This is a genomic window from Komagataeibacter diospyri (genome assembly GCF_006538165.1).
GTDB lineage: Bacteria > Pseudomonadota > Alphaproteobacteria > Acetobacterales > Acetobacteraceae > Komagataeibacter > Komagataeibacter diospyri.
Map to the genome: position 1 here is coordinate 1 of NZ_BDLU01000048.1, position 22,509 is coordinate 22,509.

22 protein-coding genes and 1 tRNA gene are annotated in these 22,509 nt (G+C 61.4%); 10 read left to right on the forward strand and 13 right to left on the reverse strand.

Annotated elements, in window-relative coordinates; translation table 11 throughout:
* Positions 1–405 precede the first annotated feature (405 nt).
* From clpB to miaA, 7 genes are all read right to left on the reverse strand, one after another.
* Positions 406–3,009 carry an ATP-dependent chaperone ClpB gene (gene clpB / locus MSKU9_RS10510; protein ID WP_141261410.1) on the reverse strand — a complete coding sequence of 868 codons (2,604 nt, stop codon included), beginning with the start codon at positions 3,007–3,009 and terminating at the stop codon, positions 406–408.
* Between the two features lie 336 nt (positions 3,010–3,345).
* Positions 3,346–4,410, reverse strand: a complete 1,065-nt coding sequence (locus tag MSKU9_RS10515; protein WP_141261411.1) for an aldo/keto reductase — start codon at positions 4,408–4,410, stop codon at positions 3,346–3,348.
* A gap of 193 nt (positions 4,411–4,603) precedes the next feature.
* Positions 4,604–5,296, reverse strand: a complete 693-nt coding sequence (locus MSKU9_RS10520) for a fumarylacetoacetate hydrolase family protein (RefSeq protein WP_141261412.1) — start codon at positions 5,294–5,296, stop codon at positions 4,604–4,606.
* Positions 5,297–5,475: 179 nt separating this feature from the next.
* The gene (gene ilvC, locus MSKU9_RS10525; RefSeq protein WP_141261413.1) at positions 5,476–6,495 is read right to left on the reverse strand and encodes a ketol-acid reductoisomerase; all 1,020 of its coding nucleotides are present in this window, start codon (positions 6,493–6,495) and stop codon (positions 5,476–5,478) included.
* Positions 6,496–6,547: 52 nt separating this feature from the next.
* Positions 6,548–7,063 carry an acetolactate synthase small subunit gene (gene ilvN, locus MSKU9_RS10530; protein ID WP_141261414.1) on the reverse strand — a complete coding sequence of 172 codons (516 nt, stop codon included), beginning with the start codon at positions 7,061–7,063 and terminating at the stop codon, positions 6,548–6,550.
* 92 nt (positions 7,064–7,155) lie between these two features.
* Positions 7,156–8,976 (reverse strand): biosynthetic-type acetolactate synthase large subunit, encoded by a 1,821-nt coding sequence (gene ilvB / locus MSKU9_RS10535; protein ID WP_141261415.1) that lies wholly within the window; start codon positions 8,974–8,976, stop codon positions 7,156–7,158.
* 72 nt (positions 8,977–9,048) lie between these two features.
* Positions 9,049–10,053, reverse strand: a complete 1,005-nt coding sequence (miaA, locus tag MSKU9_RS10540; protein WP_141261416.1) for a tRNA (adenosine(37)-N6)-dimethylallyltransferase MiaA — start codon at positions 10,051–10,053, stop codon at positions 9,049–9,051.
* 30 nt (positions 10,054–10,083) lie between these two features.
* On the opposite strand from miaA, the gene serB reads away from it, so the two are divergent.
* A complete protein-coding gene (gene serB, locus MSKU9_RS10545) occupies positions 10,084–10,992 on the forward strand; it encodes a phosphoserine phosphatase SerB (protein ID WP_141261417.1) in 909 nt (302 codons plus the stop codon).
* Here serB and MSKU9_RS10550 read toward each other — a convergent pair.
* Entirely contained in the window at positions 10,982–11,941 is a 960-nt protein-coding gene (locus tag MSKU9_RS10550; protein ID WP_141261418.1) for a cation diffusion facilitator family transporter, read from the reverse strand. The two genes, serB and MSKU9_RS10550, sit on opposite strands and share 11 nt — an antisense overlap.
* 142 nt (positions 11,942–12,083) lie before the next feature.
* Between MSKU9_RS10550 and MSKU9_RS10555 the strand changes: the two genes are divergently transcribed.
* Positions 12,084–12,935, forward strand: a complete 852-nt coding sequence (locus tag MSKU9_RS10555) for a carbon-nitrogen hydrolase family protein (protein WP_141261419.1) — start codon at positions 12,084–12,086, stop codon at positions 12,933–12,935.
* On the forward strand, positions 12,932–13,735 hold the full coding sequence (locus MSKU9_RS10560) for an NAD kinase (RefSeq protein WP_141261420.1): 804 nt from the start codon (positions 12,932–12,934) through the stop codon (positions 13,733–13,735). Before MSKU9_RS10555 ends, MSKU9_RS10560 begins: the two co-directional genes overlap by 4 nt.
* Before the next feature lie 90 nt (positions 13,736–13,825).
* Here the strand turns inward: MSKU9_RS10560 and MSKU9_RS10565 are convergent, their stop codons facing one another.
* The 5 genes from MSKU9_RS10565 to MSKU9_RS10585 all read right to left on the reverse strand — a co-directional run bounded on the left by MSKU9_RS10565 (position 13,826) and on the right by MSKU9_RS10585 (position 17,860).
* A complete protein-coding gene (locus tag MSKU9_RS10565) occupies positions 13,826–14,530 on the reverse strand; it encodes a M48 family metallopeptidase (RefSeq protein WP_141261421.1) in 705 nt (234 codons plus the stop codon).
* 153 nt (positions 14,531–14,683) lie between these two features.
* On the reverse strand, positions 14,684–15,172 hold the full coding sequence (locus MSKU9_RS10570) for a YcgN family cysteine cluster protein (protein WP_141261422.1): 489 nt from the start codon (positions 15,170–15,172) through the stop codon (positions 14,684–14,686).
* Positions 15,173–15,207: 35 nt separating this feature from the next.
* Positions 15,208–15,672, reverse strand: a complete 465-nt coding sequence (locus MSKU9_RS10575) for a hypothetical protein (protein ID WP_193557685.1) — start codon at positions 15,670–15,672, stop codon at positions 15,208–15,210.
* The gene (locus MSKU9_RS10580; RefSeq protein WP_141261424.1) at positions 15,672–16,700 is read right to left on the reverse strand and encodes an extracellular solute-binding protein; all 1,029 of its coding nucleotides are present in this window, start codon (positions 16,698–16,700) and stop codon (positions 15,672–15,674) included. The genes MSKU9_RS10575 and MSKU9_RS10580 overlap by 1 nt, the downstream gene beginning before the upstream one ends.
* Positions 16,701–16,744: 44 nt before the next feature.
* A complete protein-coding gene (locus MSKU9_RS10585) occupies positions 16,745–17,860 on the reverse strand; it encodes an ABC transporter ATP-binding protein (protein WP_141261425.1) in 1,116 nt (371 codons plus the stop codon).
* A 99-nt stretch (positions 17,861–17,959) separates the two neighbouring features.
* Between MSKU9_RS10585 and MSKU9_RS10590 the strand changes: the two genes are divergently transcribed.
* The 7 genes from MSKU9_RS10590 to MSKU9_RS10620 all read left to right on the forward strand — a co-directional run bounded on the left by MSKU9_RS10590 (position 17,960) and on the right by MSKU9_RS10620 (position 22,507).
* Positions 17,960–18,217 carry a hypothetical protein gene (locus MSKU9_RS10590; protein ID WP_141261426.1) on the forward strand — a complete coding sequence of 86 codons (258 nt, stop codon included), beginning with the start codon at positions 17,960–17,962 and terminating at the stop codon, positions 18,215–18,217.
* A gap of 40 nt (positions 18,218–18,257) precedes the next feature.
* The gene (locus tag MSKU9_RS10595; RefSeq protein WP_141261427.1) at positions 18,258–18,692 is read left to right on the forward strand and encodes a hypothetical protein; all 435 of its coding nucleotides are present in this window, start codon (positions 18,258–18,260) and stop codon (positions 18,690–18,692) included.
* Positions 18,693–18,871: 179 nt separating this feature from the next.
* Positions 18,872–19,345, forward strand: coding sequence for a MarR family winged helix-turn-helix transcriptional regulator (locus MSKU9_RS10600; RefSeq protein WP_025437126.1), 474 nt, complete (start codon positions 18,872–18,874; stop codon positions 19,343–19,345).
* 226 nt (positions 19,346–19,571) lie between these two features.
* A complete protein-coding gene (locus tag MSKU9_RS10605) occupies positions 19,572–19,766 on the forward strand; it encodes a DUF1656 domain-containing protein (RefSeq protein WP_010510087.1) in 195 nt (64 codons plus the stop codon).
* Positions 19,767–19,794: 28 nt separating this feature from the next.
* Positions 19,795–20,706, forward strand: a complete 912-nt coding sequence (locus MSKU9_RS10610) for an HlyD family efflux transporter periplasmic adaptor subunit (protein ID WP_141261428.1) — start codon at positions 19,795–19,797, stop codon at positions 20,704–20,706.
* A 16-nt stretch (positions 20,707–20,722) separates the two neighbouring features.
* Positions 20,723–22,240 carry an efflux transporter outer membrane subunit gene (locus MSKU9_RS10615; RefSeq protein ID WP_141261429.1) on the forward strand — a complete coding sequence of 506 codons (1,518 nt, stop codon included), beginning with the start codon at positions 20,723–20,725 and terminating at the stop codon, positions 22,238–22,240.
* 179 nt (positions 22,241–22,419) lie between these two features.
* Positions 22,420–22,507: transfer RNA gene (locus MSKU9_RS10620), tRNA-Leu, on the forward strand.
* The last annotated feature ends 2 nt before the right edge of the window (positions 22,508–22,509 follow it).

Here is a 22,509-nt window from a genome sequence, read left to right on the forward strand (position 1 = left end):
AACCATAAAACAGGATAAACCCGCATACAGCTTCAAAACACTCAACGCATATTCCTAAAAAGATACGCAAAGCTACCTAGACCAGTCTCACCCAGTCCAGACCGCCAATCATTACCCCCTAAAGAGCAACAATCGCGCCGCCAGCATATCCCTTCCAGATACTCTCTCTATTCTCTTGTCAAAGATCCCGCCGGAGCAGCATCGCCGTCCGGTGAAGGGGCTTTTACGGATATTAGCCCCCCCTGTCAACGCCACACCAAAAACACATGAAACACACAGAAATCAGCCAATAAACATCAAAAACGTTCACTAAACGCACCAAAAAAAATGCGCTAAAATGAAAAATATATGAAAAAAGGAGGGGCAAGCCCCTCCTTTCCTCAGATCCGGCATGGCGTGCCGATATCAGTCGGCATCCACCTCGGTCCCATTGATGGTCAGGTGGTCATCCTTCGCATCAACGGTGACAGTCTCACCATCATGGATGGTCCCATCCAGCAGCAGGCCCGCCAGCGGGTTCTGCAACGCACGCTGGATCACGCGCTTGAGCGGACGGGCACCATACACGGGATCATAGCCTTCGTTTGCCAGCCATTCCTCGCCACCCTTGTCCAGACGCAGCTGGATGTTGCGCGCGTCCAGCAGCTTGCGCAGGCGCCCGATCTGGATTTCCACGATCTTGCCCATGTCTGCTTTCTGCAGACGGGAGAACAGTATGATCTCATCCAGACGGTTGAGGAACTCAGGCCGGAAGTGGTTGCGCACCACCTGCATGACTTCTGGGCGCACACTTTCGACCGCTTCTCCATCGGGCAGGTGGGCCAGCACTTCAGAGCCAAGGTTACTGGTCAGCACGATCAGGGTGTTGCGGAAATCAACCGTACGACCCTGCCCGTCGGTCAGGCGACCATCATCAAGCACCTGTAGCAGGATGTTGAAGACATCTTCATGCGCCTTCTCGACCTCATCAAACAGGATGACCTGATAGGGACGGCGACGAACCGCTTCGGTCAGTACGCCACCTTCTTCATAGCCGACATAACCGGGAGGAGCGCCAACCAGGCGGGAGACTGCATGCTTCTCCATGAACTCACTCATGTCGATACGCAGCAGGGCCTTCTCGTCATCAAACAGGAAGCGGGCCAGTGCCTTGCACAGTTCCGTCTTGCCCACACCCGTCGGGCCAAGGAACAGGAACGAACCGATGGGACGGTTGGGGTCCTGCAGTCCGGCACGGGCACGGCGCACCGCGTTCGACACGGCCTTGAGTGCCGGTTCCTGACCCACCACGCTCTTGCGCAGTTCGTCTTCCATGCGCAGCAGCTTGGCGCGCTCACCTTCCAGCATCCGGTCCACCGGCACACCGGTCCAGCGCGACACGACAGCGGCAATGCCCTGATCGGTCACGGTGTCGCTGACCATGCCATCGCCCTTGCTGATCTGGTCAGCTTCTTCCTGCGCCCTGGCAATCTGGGCCTGCAACTGCGGCAGGCGGCTGTACATCAGTTCCGACGCACGCCCCAGATCACCCTTGCGCTGGGCAATCTCGATGTCCGAACGGACCTGATCCATTTCTTCCTGCAGCTTCTGCACCGCATTGACGCGGTCTTTTTCAGCATGCCAGGCGGCAGTCAGGGCATCGGACTTTTCCTGCAGTTCCGATAGTTCGGCTTCCAACTTGACCAGACGTTCCTTGCTGGCCGCGTCGTCTTCCTTGCGGATGGCTTCGCGTTCAATCTTGAGCTGGATCAGGCGGCGGTCCAGTTCATCAAGTTCCTCTGGCTTGCTGTCGATCTGCATGCGCAGGCGGCTGGCAGCCTCATCCACAAGGTCGATGGCCTTGTCGGGCAGGAAGCGGTCGGTGATGTAACGGTTGGACAGGGTCGCCGCCGCCACCAGCGCGCCATCGGAAATACGGATACCGTGATGGAGTTCGTATTTTTCCTTGATCCCGCGCAGGATGGAGATCGTATCGGCCACCGTCGGCTCACCCACATAGACCGGCTGGAAACGCCGGGCGAGGGCCGCGTCCTTTTCGATATACTTGCGGTATTCATCCAGCGTCGTCGCACCAATGCAGTGCAGTACGCCGCGGGCCAGTTCGGGCTTGATGAGGTTGGAGGCATCCATCGCGCCATCGCTGCGACCGGCACCCACAAGGGTATGCATTTCGTCGATGAACAGGATGATCTGGCCTTCAGCCGACTCGATTTCCTTCAGGACCGCCTTCAGGCGTTCCTCGAACTCACCACGGAACTTCGCACCAGCAACCAGCGCACCCATGTCGAGCGAGAGCAGCTTCTTGTTCTTCAGCGCCTCGGGCACGTCACCGTTGACGATACGCTGCGCCAGCCCTTCGACAATGGCAGTCTTGCCCACACCCGGCTCACCAATCAGGACGGGATTGTTCTTGCTGCGGCGGGCAAGAACCTGAATGGCGCGACGGATTTCCTCATCACGACCGATCACCGGGTCCAGCTTCCCCTGCAGTGCGACCTCGGTCACGTCGCGGGCGTATTTCTTCAGCGCGTCAAAATTGGCTTCTGCGTTTTCGCTATCCACGGTGCGTCCCTTGCGGATGGTGGCAATGGCTTTTTCCAGCGCCTGTGGCGTGGCACCCCCTGCACGCAGGGCCTGACCGGCCGGTGTCTCGGATGCGGCGATGGCAGCCAGCAGGCGGTCCTGCGCCACATATTCATCGCCCGCCTTCTGGGCTGCCTGTTCGGCTGCATCCAGCACGCGCACCAGTTCACTCGTCGCATTGGGCTGGCCCGCACCGCTACCTTGTACTTTCGGCAGCTTGGCAAGGGCCGCTTCATTCGCCGCCGTAATAGCAGGAACCTGCCCGCCGGCTGCGCGGATCAGGGCGGCCGCCGCCCCCTGATCATCATCCAGCAGGGCCTTGAGCAGGTGCTCCGGCGTCAACTGCTGATTGTAATCCCGCATGGCAATGGTCTGTGCTGCCTGCAGGAAGCCGCGCGACCGTTCTGTAAACTTCTCGATATTCATCTATTCCCTCGTCCCTTTGAATCAGGCGACATAACAGATTGTGCCTTTGCGCCGTCCCTCAACAGGCAACGGCAAGGCGCTGGATTCCAGATGGGATCAACTGGATGTTATTACAAGATATCGGGTGTGGATTTCCTTCCCCTGTTTCCTGTTATGGCGCACCGGGCAGACCGGATTTCCATGGGGATAGCTGACCATTGCCACCGGGTCTGCAACCTTGATCCATGTCAAGATTGCCGTGCCTTATCAACGTAACGGCCATTCACCCGGCGGCAACGCGGCCTGTAACCGACAGGTTTTTCTTACCCGGTCAGAACAGGAAAGAAGACATCTGTTTTACTTGCCTTTTTTGGCGACGGTCGGGCCAAGCAACAGCAGGTCGGCAGCTGAAAGCCGGTCTGACGCGGTGCTGGCCTGATGCCAGAAGGGATAGAGCAGCGGCGGCGCGCTGGCGTCGTCAAGGCGACTGACTTCCTCAGCCGTCAGGCTCAGTTCAGCGGCCTTGAGGTTATCGATCAGCTGCGCCTCGGTCCGTGCGCCAATCACGATGGAAGTTACTGCCGGACGCTGCGCAACCCATGCCAATGCCACCTGTGCCGCCGAGATGCCGCGTGATTCGGCAATGCTGACCAGCACCTCCACCACATCATACAGCTTCTCGATATCGTAAACGGGGGGTTCGCCCCAGTTCTCGATCTGGCGCGTGCCCTGTGGCTGGGGCTTGCCACGCCGGTATTTTCCCGACAGCAGGCCGCCTGCCATGGGACTCCAGACCTGCACGCCGATCCCCTGATCCACCGCCACGGGCAGGAGTTCGTATTCCGCGTCCCGTGCCTGCAAGGAATAATAGATCTGCTGTGACACTGGCGCGATCAGGCGATTACGTTCCGCCGTGGCCAGCGCCTTCATGATGTGCCACGCCGAGAAGTTGGAAACTCCCGCATACCGGATCTTGCCCGCACGGGTCAGGGTGTCCAGTGCCTCCAGCGTTTCATCCAGCGGGGTCTGGCCATCCCATTCATGCAGGTAATACAGATCGATATGGTCACGTCCCAGCCGCTTCAGGCTGGCCTCGCACGCGCTGACCAGATGGTAGCGTGACAGGCCTGCGTCATTCGCCCCCTGACCCATGCGAAAACGGGCCTTTGTGGTCACCATGATGTCGTCACTGCGGCCCTTGAGCGCTGCGCCAAGAATTTCCTCCGACACGCCAGTAGAATAGATGTCGGCCGTGTCGAACATGTTGACCCCGGCATCAACGCACAGGTCGATCTGACGACGCGCACCGGCAAGGTCGGTATCACCCGTCTTGGCAAAGTCACCCTTGCCGCCAAATGTCATGGTGCCCAGCGTAAAGGCGGAAATCCGCAGGCCGGAACGGCCAAGCTGACGGTATTGCATGTCTTTTCAATCCTTCTGCGTGAAGAGATCCGGAGACTGTCCGTGAAACATCGTGAAAACTGTAAAAAGTTTTTGGTGGAGCTTTTTTCAAAAAGCTTCAGAGAACGCCGTCTTCCTGAAAAAAGGCGGCGCCTCGAAACCCTCTATTTGCAAACAGTCTCCCAACAACGGGATTACGGCACAGGGGCAGATATCAGGCGGTATAGGTGACGTTCAGTTCACCCACACCGGCACAGGTGGCATGCAGCACATCGCCGCGCCGGACCGGCCCCACGCCCGATGGCGTACCGGTCATGATCAGGTCGCCGGGAGCCAGGGCGACAAAGCGGCTGAGGCTGGAGATAATTTCGGCCACGGACCAGATCATTTCCACCAGATCGCCCTTCTGTCGGGCTTCGCCATTCACGCTCAGCGTAATGGCGCCCCCTTCGGGGTGGCCACAGACCGATACGGGAATGATGGATGAAATGGGACAGGACTGATCAAACCCCTTGGCCAGTGACCATGGCCGCCCCGCCTTCTTGGCGGCTGCCTGCAGGTCGCGCCGGGTCATGTCCAGCCCCACGGCGTAGCCGTAGATATACGACAGCGCCTTTTCCACAGGAATGTTCTCTCCCTCACGTCCGATCGCGGCCACCAGTTCCACTTCATGATGCAGGTCGGACGTGCTGACGGGATACGGCAGCAGGCCGCCACCCGGTACCACCGCATCACCCGGCTTGGAAAAGAAGAAAGGTTCGGAACGTTCGGGATTGCTACCCATTTCGCGTGCATGGGCTGCATAATTCTGCCCCACGCACCATATCCGCCGGACAGGAAAGACACCCGTACGCCCCTCCACTGGCACAATGGGAAGGGTGTAAGGGGGAATCACGTAATCCGTCACGGTACGGTGCTCCTGCTATTCATATCCGGCGCGCATGGTGGCACCACGCCCCGGTCCGTGTCACGGCAAATGCGGACAACGGACGGAAAGCCGACATAAAAAAAACGCCAGCCGGGCTGTCCCGGCTGGCGCATGGAAAAAGGGGTGGCACGCCACCCCCGATCCCGGTCGTGCAATAATCAGTTGCGGGCCTTGTCGACCAGCTTGTTCTTGCCGATCCAGGACATCATGGCGCGCAGCTTCTCGCCCACCTTCTCGATCTGGTGTTCATTGTTGCGGGCACGGGTGGCCTTGAAGCCGATGTTGCCGGACTGGTTTTCCAGGATGAAGTTGCGCACGAAGGTGCCATCCTGAATGTCGGTCAGGATCTTCTTCATCTCGACCTTGGTTTCCGGCGTGATCACACGCGGGCCGGACACGTATTCACCATACTCCGCCGTGTTGGAGATGGAGTAGTTCATGTTCGCAATGCCGCCTTCGTAGATCAGGTCCACGATCAGCTTCATTTCGTGGAGGCATTCGAAATACGCCATTTCCGGCGCGTAGCCCGCTTCGACCAGCGTCTCGAAACCGGCACGGATCAGTTCGACCAGACCACCGCACAGTACGGCCTGCTCACCAAACAGATCGGTTTCGACTTCTTCCTTGAAGGTCGTCTCGATGATGCCCGCGCGGCCACCGCCATTGGCGGATGCGTAGGACAGTGCGATTTCCAGCGCATTGCCCGAAGCGTTCTGCGCCACGGCCACCAGCGACGGCACGCCGCCACCCTTCTGGTATTCGGAACGCACGGTGTGACCCGGCCCCTTGGGCGCAATCAGGAACACGTCCAGGTCGGGACGGGCTTCGATGATGCGGAAATGGATCGCCAGACCATGGGCGAAAGCAAGGGCGGCACCCTGCTTCAGGTTCTTTTCCAGCGATTCCTTGTACAGCGCGCCCTGACCTTCGTCGGGGGTCAGCACCATCACCACGTCGGCCCACTTGGCGGCGTCGGCAGGGGTCATCACCTTGAAGCCAGCGGCTTCGGCCTTGGCGACGGCAGTGGATTCGGGACGCAGGCCGACAACGATGTCGGTCACGCCGGAGTCCTTGAGGTTGTTGGCATGGGCATGGCCCTGGCTGCCGTAACCGATGATGGCGACCTTCTTGCTCTTGATCAGGTTCACATCGGCATCGCGATCATAATAGACGCGCATGGTCTTACTCCTTGGGGATTAAAAACGAATCGATCAGGTAAAAACGTGACCCTTACAGGATTGCCGCGCCGCGGGCGATGGCGGCGACACCCGTGCGCGACACCTCGGCCAGGCCAAGGGGACGCATAAGGTCGATAAAGGCATCGAGCTTGTCGGTCGCACCCGTCAGTTCGAAGATGAACGAGGTGGCCGAGGCATCAACAGGATGGGCGCGGAAGGCCTGCGCGATGCGCAGGGCGTCAGCACGGCGTTCGCCACTGGCAATCACCTTGACCAGCGCCATTTCACGCGCGACGTGGGGGTCCGTCGCCGTCATGACCGACACCCGGTACACCGGCACCAGACGGTCCACCTGTGCGCGGATCTGTTCCAGCACGCGCGGGGTCGCGGTGGTGACGATATTGATGCGCGACTGGCGGCCGGTTTCATCAACCGGGGCCACGGTCAGGCTTTCGATATTGTATCCACGACCGGAAAACAGGCCGATGACACGCGCCAGCGCGCCACTTTCGTTTTCGACCTGAATGGAAATGACCGCGGAGACCGGGCTCTCCTGCTGCGTGGTCATGATGGTGTTTCCTGACTGCTGAAGACGCCGGCATGCAGGCTGCATGCCGGCAGGAAAGGACAGGGGCGCCCGGCGGGAAGCCGGGCGGGCGATCAGACCAGCATACGGCCTTCGGCGCTGATCTCGTCATCCTGATCAGGACCGAGCAGCATCTGGTTATGCGCAGCCCCCGACGGGATCATGGGATAGCAGTTTTCATCCTGCGCAACACAGATATCGGCCACCACCGGACCCGGATGGGCCAGCATTTCGGCAATCACGCCATCCAGTTCACCTACGCACGTCGCCCGCAGGCCGCGTCCGTGGAAGCTTTCCGCAAGCTTCACGAAGTCCGGCAGGGCCGCGCTGTAGCTTTCGGAATAGCGCGATTCATGCAGCAGTTCCTGCCACTGCCGCACCATGCCCATGTACTGGTTGTTCAGGATGAACACCTTAACCGGCAGGCGGTACTGCGCGATGGTGGACAGTTCCTGAATGTTCATGAGCGTCGACGCCTCGCCCGCAATGTCGATCACCAGCGCGTCGGGATGCGCAATCTGTGCGCCAACGGCAGCCGGCAGACCATAACCCATGGTGCCCAGCCCGCCCGAGGTCAGCCAGCGGTTGGGTTTGTCAAAACCGAAATGCTGGGCCGCCCACATCTGGTGCTGCCCCACCTCGGTCGAGACATAGGTATCGCGCGCCGTGGCGGTCGCCAGTTCGTGCAGACGACGGATGGCGTATTGCGGGCGGATGATCGCACCGGGCGCCATATCCTGTGAAAAGCCGAGGCTGTCGATCTTGCGCCATTCATTGATCTGGTGCCACCACTGCGCAACATCGATCGGCTGGCGGGTGTTGGCGGGGGTGCAGTCCCACTCCTCCAGCATCATCTCGATCACGCGCCGCGCATCCCCCACTATGCCGACATCCACCTGCACGATCTTGTTGATCTGGCTGGGGTCGATATCCGCATGGATCTTGAACGAACCGGGGGAGAACGCGTCCAGCCGCCCGGTCACCCGGTCATCAAAGCGCGAGCCGAGCGCGATCAGCACGTCACAGTCATGGGTGGCCATGTTGGCTTCGTACGTGCCGTGCATGCCCAGCATGCCAAGAAAGCGGCGGTCACCCGCAGACATCGCCCCCAGCCCCATGAGCGTGGACGTGCAGGGGAACCCCGTCTTTTCCACCAGCCTGCGCAGCGCCGTGGAGGCCTCCGGCCCGGCATTGATGACGCCGCCACCGGTATAGAACAGCGGGCGGCGCGCGCCCTTCATGGCGGCCACGGCACGCGCGATCACGTCGCGCCCCGGCTCAGTCTGCGGGTGATAGGACGGATGGGGCACGCGCGGCGCGTCACTGTAGGGCGCGGGACCGACCATGATGTTCTTGGGCAGGTCAACCAGCACCGGACCGGGACGGCCGCTGCGCGCGATATGGAAGGCTTCGTGCACGCACGGGGCCACGTCCTCGGGACGGCGGACAAGGTAGTTGTACTTGGTGGCCGGACGGGTAATGCCGGTGGTGTCCGCTTCCTGGAATGCATCGGTGCCGATCAGCGGCACGCCCACCTGACCGGAAAAACACACCACCGGGATCGAATCCAGCATGGCGTCCAGCAGGCCGGTCACGGTGTTGGTCGCCCCGGGACCGCTGGTGACCAGCACCACACCCACCTTGCCGGTGGAGCGGGCATAGGCCTCGGCTGCGTGCACGGCCGCCTGTTCATGGCGAACCAGCACATGGCGAATCGCGTTCTGGCGGAAAATGGCATCATAGATCGGCAGGACCGCGCCGCCGGGATAGCCGAAAATGACTTCGACCCCCTGCTCGACCAATACGCGCAGAAGTACTTCCGCACCGCTAAGCACGGCCGTATCCGTGCCAGCGGTCTGAGGCTTCCGGTCTGTCTGGTGCGATGCTGCGTTCATGTTCCTGCTCCTTCGCCCAAAGCCGCCGGAACAATCCGGCCAGCCGTCGGAGGCGAAATCCCGGGGCCGGGTTTACGGAAACCCTTGCCCCGCGTCAATGCGGTTAATAACAAAAGAAATGATTTTATTGCCCCATCTTTCCATTTGTTGCGCGACTTCGCATTTTTCAAACCGTTTTTCATATAAAAATGTGTCCACCTCCGCCGCCAGTGCATGATGGGCAAACCATGTCGCCTGTCGTTTTGTGTATTGCCCGGTCAGGCGGATGGCCTGCTGCACGGCGGTGTCCACATCCATTTCACCCCGCAGCACGGCGGCCAGTTCCGGCACACCATGGGCGCGCATGGCAGGCAGGCCAGACGGCAGGTCCTGCGCCAGCAGGCGGGCGACCTCATCCATCGCGCCAAGATCGAGCATTGCATGGAACCTGTCGGCGATGGCTGCACGCAGCACATCGCGTGGGGGGTGCAGGCGTATGGCGACAAAACGCGCGGGCAGCGGGGGCAGCACGGCTTCACGCTGCCACCATGCCAGCCCATGGCCGGTGGCCTCACGCACTTCCCATGCCCGCGCGATGCGCTGGCCATCGGTCGGGCGCAGGGTCGCGGCGGTTTCGGGGTCTCGATGACGTAACATGTCATGCACCGCCGCAGGCCCAAGGCGATCGACCATGTCGCGTGCCTGCTTACGGATCGCGTCCGGCGGCTGGGGGATATCCGCCAGCCCATCGGTCAACGCGCGGAAATACATACCCGTGCCGCCACAGAAAACCGGCACACGGCCCGCATCCCATGCATTCTGGGCGGCAGCGATGGCCTGCGTGCGCCACCATGCCACACTGCCCGTTTCCGCTGCGGACAGCATGCCATACAGCGCATGGGGCACGCAGGCTTCATCGGCGGCATCGGGGCGGGCTGTCAGAATACGCAGGTCACGGTATACCTGCATAGAATCGGTATTGATGATGGTACCGTTCACCTGTCGTGCAAGCATCAGCGCAAGTGCAGACTTGCCCGAACAGGTCGGACCCGCCACGATCACCGCCACGCGCGCCTGCCCGGCAGGGGGGCGTGTCATTGTCTCTCACCTGTCATATACCCGGACCCCATGGCTGATTCCTCTTCTTTTTCCCATATCCTTGTACTGGTGGCCAACCGTGGCGCCACATCCCTCACGCCCGTCGACATCCAGACCGCGCGTGATCTGGTGCGCGGCGATGTTCCCGTCACCCTGTCGGCAGGGGAAGCGGTCGAAATCGCGTGCAACGCCCCCGCGACATGGGAACAGCCGGATATCGGGGCCGTGCGGGAGGTATTTGCCGGGCGCGCGATGGACGTGCTGGTAACGCCACACGCCAACCGCCGCAAGCACCTGCTGGTGGCCGACATGGACAGCACCATTGTCAGTTGCGAAACGCTGGATGACATCGCGGCCCATGCCGGGATCGGGGAAAAGATCGCTGACATCACCAGGCGGTCCATGAATGGGGAAATCGAATTCGAATCCGCGCTGCGCGAACGCGTCGCCCTGCTGCGCGGCCTGCCTGTCAGCCTGCTGAAACGGGCATGGCAGAACGTGAAGCTCAATACCGGCGCGGTGGAACTGGTGCGCACCATGCGGGCAAACGGCGCGCGCACGGCACTGGTGTCGGGCGGGTTCACGTTCTTTACCAGCCGGGTGGCGGCCCTGTGCGGCTTTGACGAAAACCACGCCAATACCCTGCTGGATGCAGACGGCCACCTGACGGGCACGGTAGGGCAACCCATCCTCGGGCCGGATGCAAAGCTTGCGCACCTGCGCCGTCTGGTGGCGGCAGGTGGACTGGATATGAATGATGCCATGGCAACAGGCGATGGGGCGAACGACCTTGCCATGCTGCGTGTGGCCGGCGCCGGCATCGCCTTTCATGCCAAGCCTGCCGTGCGGCGGGAAATCACCAGCCAGGTCAATCACACCACCCTGCGTACCCTGCTGTTTGCACAGGGTTACCGGGCAGAGGAATTTGTCACGGCGTAGGGACATTCCCACTGGCGGCCGTGCCCGGGGGCTGGGTGCGGCTGTCCTGCGCCTCGATAAAGACACGGGTTACTTCAGGGTAGGCCTGCTTGATCTGGTGCTCCAGCGCGCTGACCACGATTTCCACCTGCCCCGCCGTCATGTCGTTGCGGAAATCGAGGCTTATGACCACCAGCACGTCCCGCGGACCGAAATGCAGGGAACGGATTTCGTTCAGCCGTTCCACCCCGCTGGCCGCCAGCGCCATGCGGCGTAATGCCGCCAGCACCTCGGGCGCCACACCTTCGCCAGTCAGCAGGGACTGGGATTCCCGCGCAAGGAAGGTCGCCGTCACCGCAAGAATGCAGGCGATGATGATGGAGGCCACCCCGTCAAGTACCGGCATGTCCAGCCATTCGGCAAGAACATTGCCCAGAAGGGCCACGCCAAGGCCGCTGAGTGCTGCCGTATCCTCGAACAGGACGGTAAACACGGTGGGATCCTTGCTCATCTGCACGGCCTCGACCCAGCCACGGCGGCCCTTGCCTTCCTTGCGGAAGGCCCGCAGCGCCATAAGCCAGACCGACCCTTCGAACACGATACTGGCCAGCAGCACGACATAATTGACCAGCACATGCGCCACGGGCTGTGGATGGATGATGTGGATGATCCCTTCATACAGGGACACACCGGCCCCCAGCCCGAAAATCAGCAGCGCCACCACGAAGGTCCAGAAATACAGTTCCAGTCCGAAACCGAACGGATGCATGGCCGTGGCGGGCCGCGTCGCGCGTCGCATGCCAACCAGCAGCAGTCCCTGGTTGCCGGTATCGATCAGGGAATGGATGGCCTCGCTCAGCATGGAGGCGCTGCCGGTCATGAAAGCGGCTGCGAATTTGGTCGCCGCCACCAGCAGGTTACCGCCAAGGGCGGCGAAGATGACTGTTCGGGAAGATGAGGAATGCGCCATTGATTTTTCAATATGAAGTACGGCTGCATCCTATCGCGCCGCCATGGCTTTTAACAGGGCGCACGATCAGGCCATACCGGTTGCGGGTGCGGGCCTGCCTGTCCTATGGTCTGGGGCCAATGCCCACGGAGTACGTATCCTGATGCGCACCACTGTCATCCAGATGGCGCCCGGCGCATCCGCGCCTGAAAATATCGAACATGCCCGCGCACTGATTACCGCCGCCATCAGCGCGGACAAACCTGACCTGGTCATGCTGCCTGAAATGTGGAGCTGCCTTGGCGGAACACGGGACATGAAATTCGCGGCAGCCGAGACCCTGCCCACCCCTGATGGCACGGAGGAGGCAGGGCCGCTGTACCGGTTCCTGTCCGGCATTGCGCGCGAACATGGCGTGATCATCCATGGCGGGTCCATCGGGGAACGGCATGGCGACAGACTGTTCAATACCGCGCTGCTGTTTGATGCAAAGGGACGTGAACGCGCGCGCTATCGCAAAATCCACCTGTTTGACGTCACAACCCCCGGTGGTGAAGGCTACCGCGAAAGTGATACGTACGAACCCGGGTCGGACATCGTGACCGCGCCGCTTTCCGCTGACCTCACGGCCGGACTGGCCATCTGCTACGACATCCGCTTCCCCGCGCTGTTCCATGCGCTGCGGGCGCGGGGGGCAAACGTGCTGCTGGTGCCTGCCGCCTTTACGGTGGAAACGGGACTGGCGCATTGGGAAACGCTGCTGCGTGCCCGCGCGATCGAGACACAGTGCTGGATGGTCGCCTGCGGCACCACTGGCACCCATACGGATGAAAACGGCCAGAAGCGTCGCACATACGGCCATTCCATGATTATCGATCCGTGGGGTACCATCGTGGCCCAGGTCTCGGACGGACCGGGCTGGAGCACGGCGCGCCTTGAGCGCACGGTGACCGACAGCATCCGTGAACGCATGCCGGTCATGGCGCATCACCGCCTGTCCATCCACACCCCATGAATGACATGTCGTACCCCGGCTGGACCAATGGGTACCTTCCCACGAAGCTGAGCTTTGCCGCCGCACCTAACGAAAGCGCGCAGCAATGGCTGGAACGGCTGACACAGGATTACGGGCAATGCGCCCCCGATGAGGCGGACGCGCTGGTCTGTCTTGGCGGTGACGGCTTCATGCTGGAAATGCTGCATACGACGCTGGGGCGAAACCTGCCGGTCTATGGCATCAACTGCGGGACGGTGGGATTCCTTATGAATCCCGCCGTGCCCGATGACCTGCCCGCCCGCCTTGCCACGGCGCAGGCCGCCATCCTGCACCCGCTGCGCATGAAGGCCACGACGGTCGAGGGCAAATGCATCCATGCCCTTGCGCTGAATGATGTATTCCTGTTCCGCCAGACCCGACAGGCAGCGAAAATCCGTATCGGGGTGGATGGACGCGTGCGCCTGCCTGAACTGATATGTGACGGGGTGCTGATTTCAACACCAGCGGGATCGACCGCCTATAACCTGTCCGCACACGGGCCGATCGTGCCGCTATCGGCCAACCTGCTGCCGCTTACGCCCATCAGTGCGTTTCGCCCGCGCCGGTGGCGCGGTGCGCTGCTGCCCTCCACCGCACAGGTGCGTTTCGACATCCTGGAAACCGACAAGCGCCCGGTGGCCGCCGTAGCAGACTTTACCGAAGTGCGCGATGTCATTTCCGTTGAAATCAGCGAAGCACGGGAATTGCAGACTACCGTGCTGTTCGATCCGGGGCAGAGCCTGTCGGAACGGATCATAACCGAACAGTTCACCGCATAAGATATCTATGCGAAAGTAATGAAAGTTTTTGGTGAAGCTTTTTTAAAAGGCGGCTCCCAAAAACTTTTATTATTCTTTTATCAGACATGCTCAGGCCGGAGCGATCCGGTGCAGACTGGCGCCATGGTCGTGCAGCCATTTTTCGGCCTGACGCCTGTGCGGGGTCAGCCGGTCCACCAGCAACCAGAAATCCGGTCCATGATTCATGTGCCGCAGATGCGCGAGTTCATGGGCAATGATGTAATGCTGCACCTCCAGCGGGGCCATGACCAGCCGCCAGCACAGCATGATCGACCCATCGGATGAACAGCTGCCCCACCGGCTTTTCGTATCGCGCAGCCTGACCTGCGTTGGTTTCAGGCCACAGGCTTCGGCCTGCGCACGCAGGCGGACGGGCAGGCGGGACTGCGCCTGTTCGCGCAGATAGACGCCAACACGACGGGAGACGAATTCCTCCGCCCCGCTGACATGCAGCAGCCCATCTTCAAGCCAGACGCCACGCCGCGCATCAGGACAGTGACGGATTTCATGACGCTGCCCATCCAGCACGACATGCCCGCCATGGCGCAGATCAACAGGCGGCGGCAGCCGTGACAGTCCGGCCGCCACCCATGCGGAATGCGCGCGCAGCAGCGCCAGCCCGTCCGCCTTGCGCGCCCCGCGCGGCAGGGTAATGACGACATGTCCGCTACGGGGATCGATCCGCATGGAAATACGCCGCGCCTGACGCGATGCCCGCCAGCATACCGTGACCTGTCCGGACGCAATGGGCACAACCTCCGTCCCGATTGTCACCGTATCCCTGCCATTAAAGACTGTTTCAGAAGCCCGCCCATGAAACGTCCTGCTCAATCCATGAAGAAGTTTCTGGCGAAGCTTTTTTAAAAAGCTTCGAAAAGTCACCGCCATTAAAAAAAGGCGGCACCCAAAAACTTTTATTATTCTTTATCAGCGCCGGGACGGTCGCGTGCGGCTGAATGCGTCCCGTGGGGCTTCGCCCGGCCAGTCTACCACGTGGTCCTCCAGCATGCCCGCCTTGCGTTCGCTTATCACCCGGCCACTTACGGACACGCCTGCCTCATGCACCGTATCACGGGTGCCCGAAACCAGCGGGTGCCACCACGGCAGCGGTTCCCCGTCGCGCACCAGCACATATCCGCAGGTCGGTGGCAGCCAGTCGATATCCGCCAGCATTTCAGGCGTCAGGCTGATACAGTCCTGCACCCGACGTTGACGGTGTTCATAATCGGTACACAGGCATGACGTGGTATCCAGCAGGCGACAGGCGACATCGGTAAACAGGACTTCGTCCGTTTCGTCCTCGCGCAGCTTGTGCAGGCAGCACCGGCCGCATCCATCGCACAGCGATTCCCACTGCGCGGAAGACATCTGCTCAAGCGGCGTCGTTTCCCAGAATGGCGGGGTGTCATCTGTCATGGTCGTAGTCCTGCCGTGTCAAATCCATAAAATCTTCAATGCCCGGCCACTGCCGCCATGGCGCATAGCACGATCATGCCGAGGGAAAACACCATCACTCCCATCACCGGCGCCCCCAGCAACGGCAGCCAGAGCAGCCGGAAACGCATTTTCGCATCCGCACCCAGCCCGCTGGCCGTACGCGACAGACCCGGCGGAATCCGGTCCAGCACCCGCAGCAGCGGCCACATCGCGGCAGGGGCAAGACACAGCCCCTGCACGATACATCTGGCCATTCCGGCCCCATGCGCAAGGTGTGGCCACCATACCGCCAGCACCAGCCCCGGCAGCAAAAGGCAAAGCAGCAGCCCGCGCAGTAGCACGCACCATGCCGGCCATGCCCGGTACAGCACCACATGCACCGCCAGCACCAGCCCGCACGCCACCAGCAGGCCCAACGCGATACAGACCCCATTCAGACCCAGCAGCCCGGCCGGACGGATGGCGAGATCAGGCAGCATCAGCCCGCATCCCGCAACCATGTCTCAAAACGCTGGGACAGATCCGGGTAATGCGTCTGCCAGAACTGTACATCCATCGGCAGCGCCACAGGCGCATGCGGGGACGTAGCCAGTGTTGCGGCGGGATAGCGTGCAAGGAACGCGGCCTGCTGGTCAGGCTGGATAATAAAGTGCAGCAGGTTGCGCGCCTGCCCCAGCCGGAAAGCCGACTGCCCAGCCACCACGCCCCATGACAGGCCATAGGACAGCGCCATGTCCGTATTGATGCCGATCGTATCCCTCCGGCGCGCGGCAATGCTGCGCACCGCATCACCGGGTGCGCTGCTCATCAGCACCTGCCCGTGTTCAAGGATGCTGGTGGCATCCGCCGGGGTGGACCACCACGTTATATAAGGGCGAAGCTGGCTCAACTTGCGAAAGGCGCGATCGACACCCTGCGGGGTGGCAAGCTGGCTATAGACATCGCCCGGCGCCACGCCATCGGCCATGAGCGCGATTTCCAGCGTGGTACGCGGGTCGCGCCGCAGGCCACGCTTGCCGGGAAAGCGCACGATGTCCCAGAAATCGGCCCAGCGTGGCGCCAGTCTGCGCCGTGTCTGGTCCCATGCCACCACCACCTGCGTCGTCATGCCCGGTACGCCACACCCGTCGGGGTTGGTAGTACTACCGGCCAGGTGAATGACAAGTCCACGCACGCAGGCGGCGCGGATGGTGCTGTCTTCGGCAAAAACCAGTGACCATGTACCCGTGCGCCCCGCATGCAGGCCATGCCCGTCCAGTTCCGTCAGGGTGCCGTTCCATGCCTGCCGCACCACAGGCTGATGGGAAGCCCGCGCAAAAGGCTGGAGGAAGGCCGCATTCTGTGCCTGTGCCATCTGCGACTCCGTACTCGCGACCACAAGGGCGGCCTTGTGCCTTACGGGGGTCGCAGCCATAGCCGGGGCTGGCCACACGGATGGGGCGGACAAGGCCGCCAGCAGGCAGAACAGGCCGGTACGGGCGTGGGAACGGGACGCAAACTGGAACACGGACAGGAAACAGTCTTTCAGGCAGGGGCGAAGGATGCCGGACGCTACCCCATTTCACCCCGGAACGGAAAGGCAATTGCCTGCCCTGGCTGCCACGCCAGTATGGCCACCTGCCCCGCCGTCACGCGCTGCAGGGCTGGGGTGGGGGGACGGCGCGCCAGCAGTTCCTCCCCATTCGCCAGCCTGAAACGCAGCAGCACATGATCGCCCATCTGCCGCAGGTCCGTCAGGGTTGCCACCAGCACTGGCGGCCCGTCGGGGTCGGCCCCCGCCGCCATGCCGGGGCGCGAGGGGAACATGACTGCAATCCGGTCCGGCCGGATGCACAGCGTGGCCAGCTGGTCCGCCTCCACGCCCGGCGCCGCCATGGCCTCCACCGGCAGACCGCCAGGCAGGTGCGCAAGGGCCACATCGTCGCTGACACTGGCCACACGGACCGTCAGGCTGTTGGCATGGCCAAACCCGGTCGCCACCCGGTCACAGGCGGGACGGTCAAACAGGTCCAGCGCCGTGCCAAGCTGTACGATCTCCATGCCATCCATGCAGGCGATCGTATCACCCAGCAGCAGCGCATCCTCCCGCGCACGCGTCAGCAGCACCACGCACAGGCCGCGCGCGCGCACCAGCCGGCTGACCAGACGCCGCATGGCCATACGGCCTGCAGGCGGCAGGGGAGTGAACGGGTCCTCCAGCACCAGAACCGGGGGTTCGAATACCAGGGCGCGGCCAATCATCACACGCAGCGCCTGTTCGGGTGACAGGGCGGCGGGACGGGCCTGCTCCAGCCCATCCAGCCCCAGCAGCGCCAGCACGGCGCGCACCCGTGCCGCCACCGCGTGCGACTCTTCCCCGCGTGCGCGCAGCGCAAAGGCAAGGTTGGCCTGAACCGTCATGTGGGCGAACAGCGGGTCGCGCCAGCCTACCAGCGCACAGGACCGCAGGCGGGGTGGCAGGCCGGTTACCTCTGTCCCGTCCACCACGATCTGTCCCCCACTGGTGGGAGCATGGCCCGCCAGCATGTCCGCCAGCACGCACAGACAGTCAGCCCTGTCATTGACGACCGTCAGACACGTGCCCGCCGCAGCAGAAAAAGACAGGCCCGGCGCACCGGAAAAGGCCCGGAGCGCGTTGACAACCAGCCGTATGGAGAAAGGAGACATGCGATAACAGAAACCTGACTGGGGAGATAACGCGTTATAAGCAATGGTTACCTCCTTACCAGAGGATTGTTGGCTTCATTCGTCACAAAGGAAACGATCATGAGCAAGACCGAAACCATCAAGCACGTCACCCACGAAGACCTGCAGGCGCTGAAGGGCCATATCGAAAATCTGCTGCACACGCATGGCAGGCAGGCCCTGCATGATGTTGCCAGCAAGGCGGAACAACTGGCGGGCCAGGCACGCGAAAACCTGGCGGAACACGCACCCAAAAAGAGTGGCTCACGCGCTCGTTCGCTTGTTGCTATCGCCATTTTCTCGGTGATCGGCTACTTTCTTGGCCGCGCAACGAAATAAGGCTTTCTAGCCTGCTGCAACCAGAGGATACGCGAGCATCATGAGAATAGGCGAAATCGGCAAAACCATCATTGAAGGGGAACTGACCCTACGCAAACTGATGGCGATCCGTCTTGGTCGTCAGGCCGCATTTCTGGTTGTGGCAGCCATCTTTGCCTTTTTTGCAGTCATTTCGGGCCATGGGCTGCTGTGGGCCTTCTGTTACCAGACATTAGGCTTCAGCGCCCTTGGTTCGGCTGCCGCCGTATTCGGTGCGGATCTTGTGGTGGTCATCATGGGGCTGGTCATGGGCCGGCGCTCCTACATGACGCCGGAAGAAATCCGTGTGCGATTCGCACGTGAACACGCCCTGAACGAACTGCGTCAGACCGTTGCCCTGTCCGCCGTGGCCACCACGGTCGCGGGTCCGCTGACCCGTCATACCGGGCGGGCGATCTGGAACCTGTTCAAAGTCATGACAGGCCGCGGAAAATAACATTCCGGGCCAGCGGTCCTGACTGTCTGGCAATGATCCACGTCATTGCCAGATAGTATCCATGCTGAAATTGCATTGGCTCACTTTGTCGTTTTCTGGAAACGTGCAGCTTCTGGATATACTAAGCACGCAAATGGTTTGCATGCTTAATAATTGTGTATCCCTGCTGGCGGAACAGAATGCCCGATCTGGAGCGCAACGAGAAGGAACTGTCGTTTGGTCGCCGTCTCGCCCGGCTTGGCGCCGCGTGGCGCAGGCAGGTTGACCGCGACCTGCATGAATACGGCCTGACGGAAGCGACATGGCGGCCGGTGCTGTACCTTGGCCTGCTGCCGCCGCCGGTGCGCCAGACCGATCTGGTGCGCGCCCTTGAAATCGAAGCCCCGTCCGTTGCCCGCCTGCTTGATGTACTGGAACGACGTGACCTGGTGTTCCGTTCCCCCGACCGTGACGACAAACGATCCAAGCTGGTCAGCCTGACGGAAAAGGGCGAACGCACCGCACGTCAGGTCCGCCATGCGGTGGAAGCCGTATCCAACCGCCTGCTGCATGGTATTTCCACCCCCGAACTGCAGGCCTGCTATTCCGTATTTGAACGGATCGAGGCCAATCTGTGCGCCCGGACCGGCACCCCGGGCGGGGGACAGGCATGACCCCCTTTTTCCTGCCCGCTCCATCATGTTCCCCTGCCGCGGCACTGCCTGCATGGGGGCACCCGATGCCACGACGGGATGCATCATCAGTGCGGTTTGTCTCCATTGCCGGTTTCTTCCATGCGTCTGGTCGGCTACAGATAGCGGCGGGCACGGTCACAATCCGCCATGATCTGTCCGTGCCTGCTTCTCCTTCAACGGGACCGTTCGGAATGAGAACCGCCTGATGCTGAGCGAATTCAACCTATTCGGTGTCTTCATGGCACCGATTGTCGTCTATGCCGTGGCTGCCCTGCCTGTCACCATGCTGCTGCGATCACTGTTATGGTGGTGCGGCATAATGAAATGGTTCTGGCATCTCGCCCTGTTCGAGGTTGCGCTATACACTTGCGTCCTCTGCCTGATGATCCTGTACATCTGACTGTCCCAAGAAGGTTCGAGAAATCCCCATGCCCCTCCTTCGCACCCTGATCCGTGTGGTCCTGACCCTGGCGGTCGTGACGATGGCCATCGTCATGGGCGTCACCTTATGGGACACCTACATGATTGCCCCCTGGACACGTGACGGGCGTGTTCGCGTCTATGTCGTGGACGTGGCGCCGGAAGTGTCGGGCACCGTGGTGCAACTGCCCGTGGTCGACAACCAGTTCGTGCACCGGGGCGACCCCCTGTTCGTGCTTGACCCCGTACGTTTCCGCCTTGCCATCCGCGAGGCACAGGCCCGCCTGGATGGTGCGCTGGAAGACCTGAAACTCAAGCAGAATGACGCACGCCGCCGTATGGGACTGGGTGGCATCGTGTCGGCGGAAGAACAGGAAGTCTTCAACTCGAACGTGGCAACGCAGATCGCATCGGTTGACGCGGCGCGCGCAGCCCTTGACCTGGCCAAGCTGAACCTGCAGCGCTCCATCCTGTATTCCCCGGTCAACGGCAACATCACCAACCTCAACCTGCGGGTGGGTGATTATGTCACGGCGGGCCATGCGCGGCTGGCGGTGATCGACGCTGATTCCTACTGGGTCAACGGCTACTTCGAGGAAACGAAGATGTGGGGCGTGCATGTGGGTGACGACGCACGCGTCAAACTGATGGGTTACAAGGACATCCTTCCCGGTCATGTAGTCAGTATCGCCCGCGGTATCAATGACCAGAACGGCAAGCCCGACGGTCTTGGGCTGCAGGATGTCAGCCCGATCTTTACATGGGTGCGGCTGGCGCAGCGTATCCCGGTCCGTATCCACCTGGACCATGTGCCTGACAGCGTGACACTGGCGGCCGGCATGACCGCCACGATCAGCGTCGGTCCCCAGTCCCGTACCCAACGCGGCCGTCTGACGACATGGCTGCAAGACCATCTGTAAGGCGCCGGGCACGATCATGAACATCAACGCAGTTACCCGCCGGACCGGCCTGTTCCTGACATCGGCCATTTTTCTGGCCGGTTGTACGGTAGGCCCCCGCTACCAGCCCGACCGGATGAAACCCCCGGCCAAGTTTACCGAGGATGACCACGCCGCAACGCCTGAGGAAATCGAGGAGACCAACAAGGAACTGAAGCAGTGGTGGCACCTGTTCAAGGATCCTGAACTCGACAGGCTGGTCGATAAGGCGATTGCGGGGAACTACAACCTGCAGGTTGCGGGCCAGCGCATCATGGCCGAGCGCGCGATCCGTGACGTGCAGGCATCGCAGTGGTATCCACAGGTGGATACACAGGCAGCCGCAGGTGACGTGCGGTATTCGATCAATATCGACAACTGGCCGCTACGACCTGGCAATCCGGACAACCACCCGCAGGCGTCGTACCTGGGCTATGGTTTCAGCGCCAGCTGGCAGATTGACGTATTCGGGCGCATCCGCCGCAGCGTGGAAGCCCAGAACCGCGCGGTTGAGGAATCGATCGAGGACCGTCGCGCCGTCATGGTCATGATGCTGTCCGAACTGGCAGGTGACTACATGATGCTGCGTGACCAGCAGCTACGACTGGAAATCGCCAATAACAACATCCATGTGGCGCAGGACGCCTATGACCTGACCAACCGCCTGTACCTGGAAGGCGTAGGTAACACCATGCAGATCGCGCAGGCCAAGGCGGAACTAGATTCACAGACGGCGGCACGTGAACCGCTGAAAACCCATATTTCCCAGATCACGCATGCGCTTGATGTACTGATGGGGCAGATGCCTGGTACATCGGAACTGGAACTGAAGGTGGCCAGGCCCCTGCCGCCAGTGCCGGAATTCCCGTCCACCCTGCCCTCTATGGTCATTGCCAACCGTCCTGACATTCGCAAGGCCGAACGTGTTTATGCCGAAGCCACGGCGCGCATTGGTGTTGCCGTAGCCCAGTTATATCCGAATTTCACCATTCCGCTGAACTTCAATCCCAATGCGTCTGCCCTGTATCAGGTGTTCCAGATGGGCGGCATGAGCTGGCAGTTCCTGATGATGGCGTCCCTGCCGCTAATGCATGGCGGGAAATACACCTCCCAGATCCGCATGGCGCAGGCTGCAGCCGAAGCCAGCCGGCTTGCCTATCGTCAGGCCGTTCTCAACGGCTTCAAGGAAGTCGAGGACGCGATGGCCGCATGGCATGATGATGAAGAACACACCGAACTGCTGGCCAAGGCGGCGGAAGACAGCGCATTGGCCAGTGAGCGCGCACGCAAGCTGTATGCTGCCGGTCTGGTCGGGTTCCTGGAAGTGCTGACAACCGAACGCACGACCCTGAATGCGCAGAATGCCGAGGCCATGGCACGGCTGGAGCGCCTGCAGGATGCGATCAACCTTTACACGGCACTCGGCGCAGGCTGGCAGGGTATTGCCCTGACCAATACCACCCTGCCGGTATCACTGGAAAAACAGAATATCCTGGCCCGCGCATTCCAGCAGTAATACGGCTACTGCCTGCTGACCGCCGCAATGAGGGGCCAGCAGGCAGGATACCCTGTCCATGCAGGAAACGCCGCTTGGGATATCCCGCGATTCTTGAACCGGGTTCCCATAACTTAATTCAATAAAATCATGACCGATGATTGTCCTGTGCGCCGCATATGCTAAACATAAACGCATATGCGAGCTTGGCGGAATGGTAGACGCACGAGACTTAAAATCTTGCGCCCGCAACAGGGCGTGCGGGTTCGAGTCCCGCAGTTCGCACCACT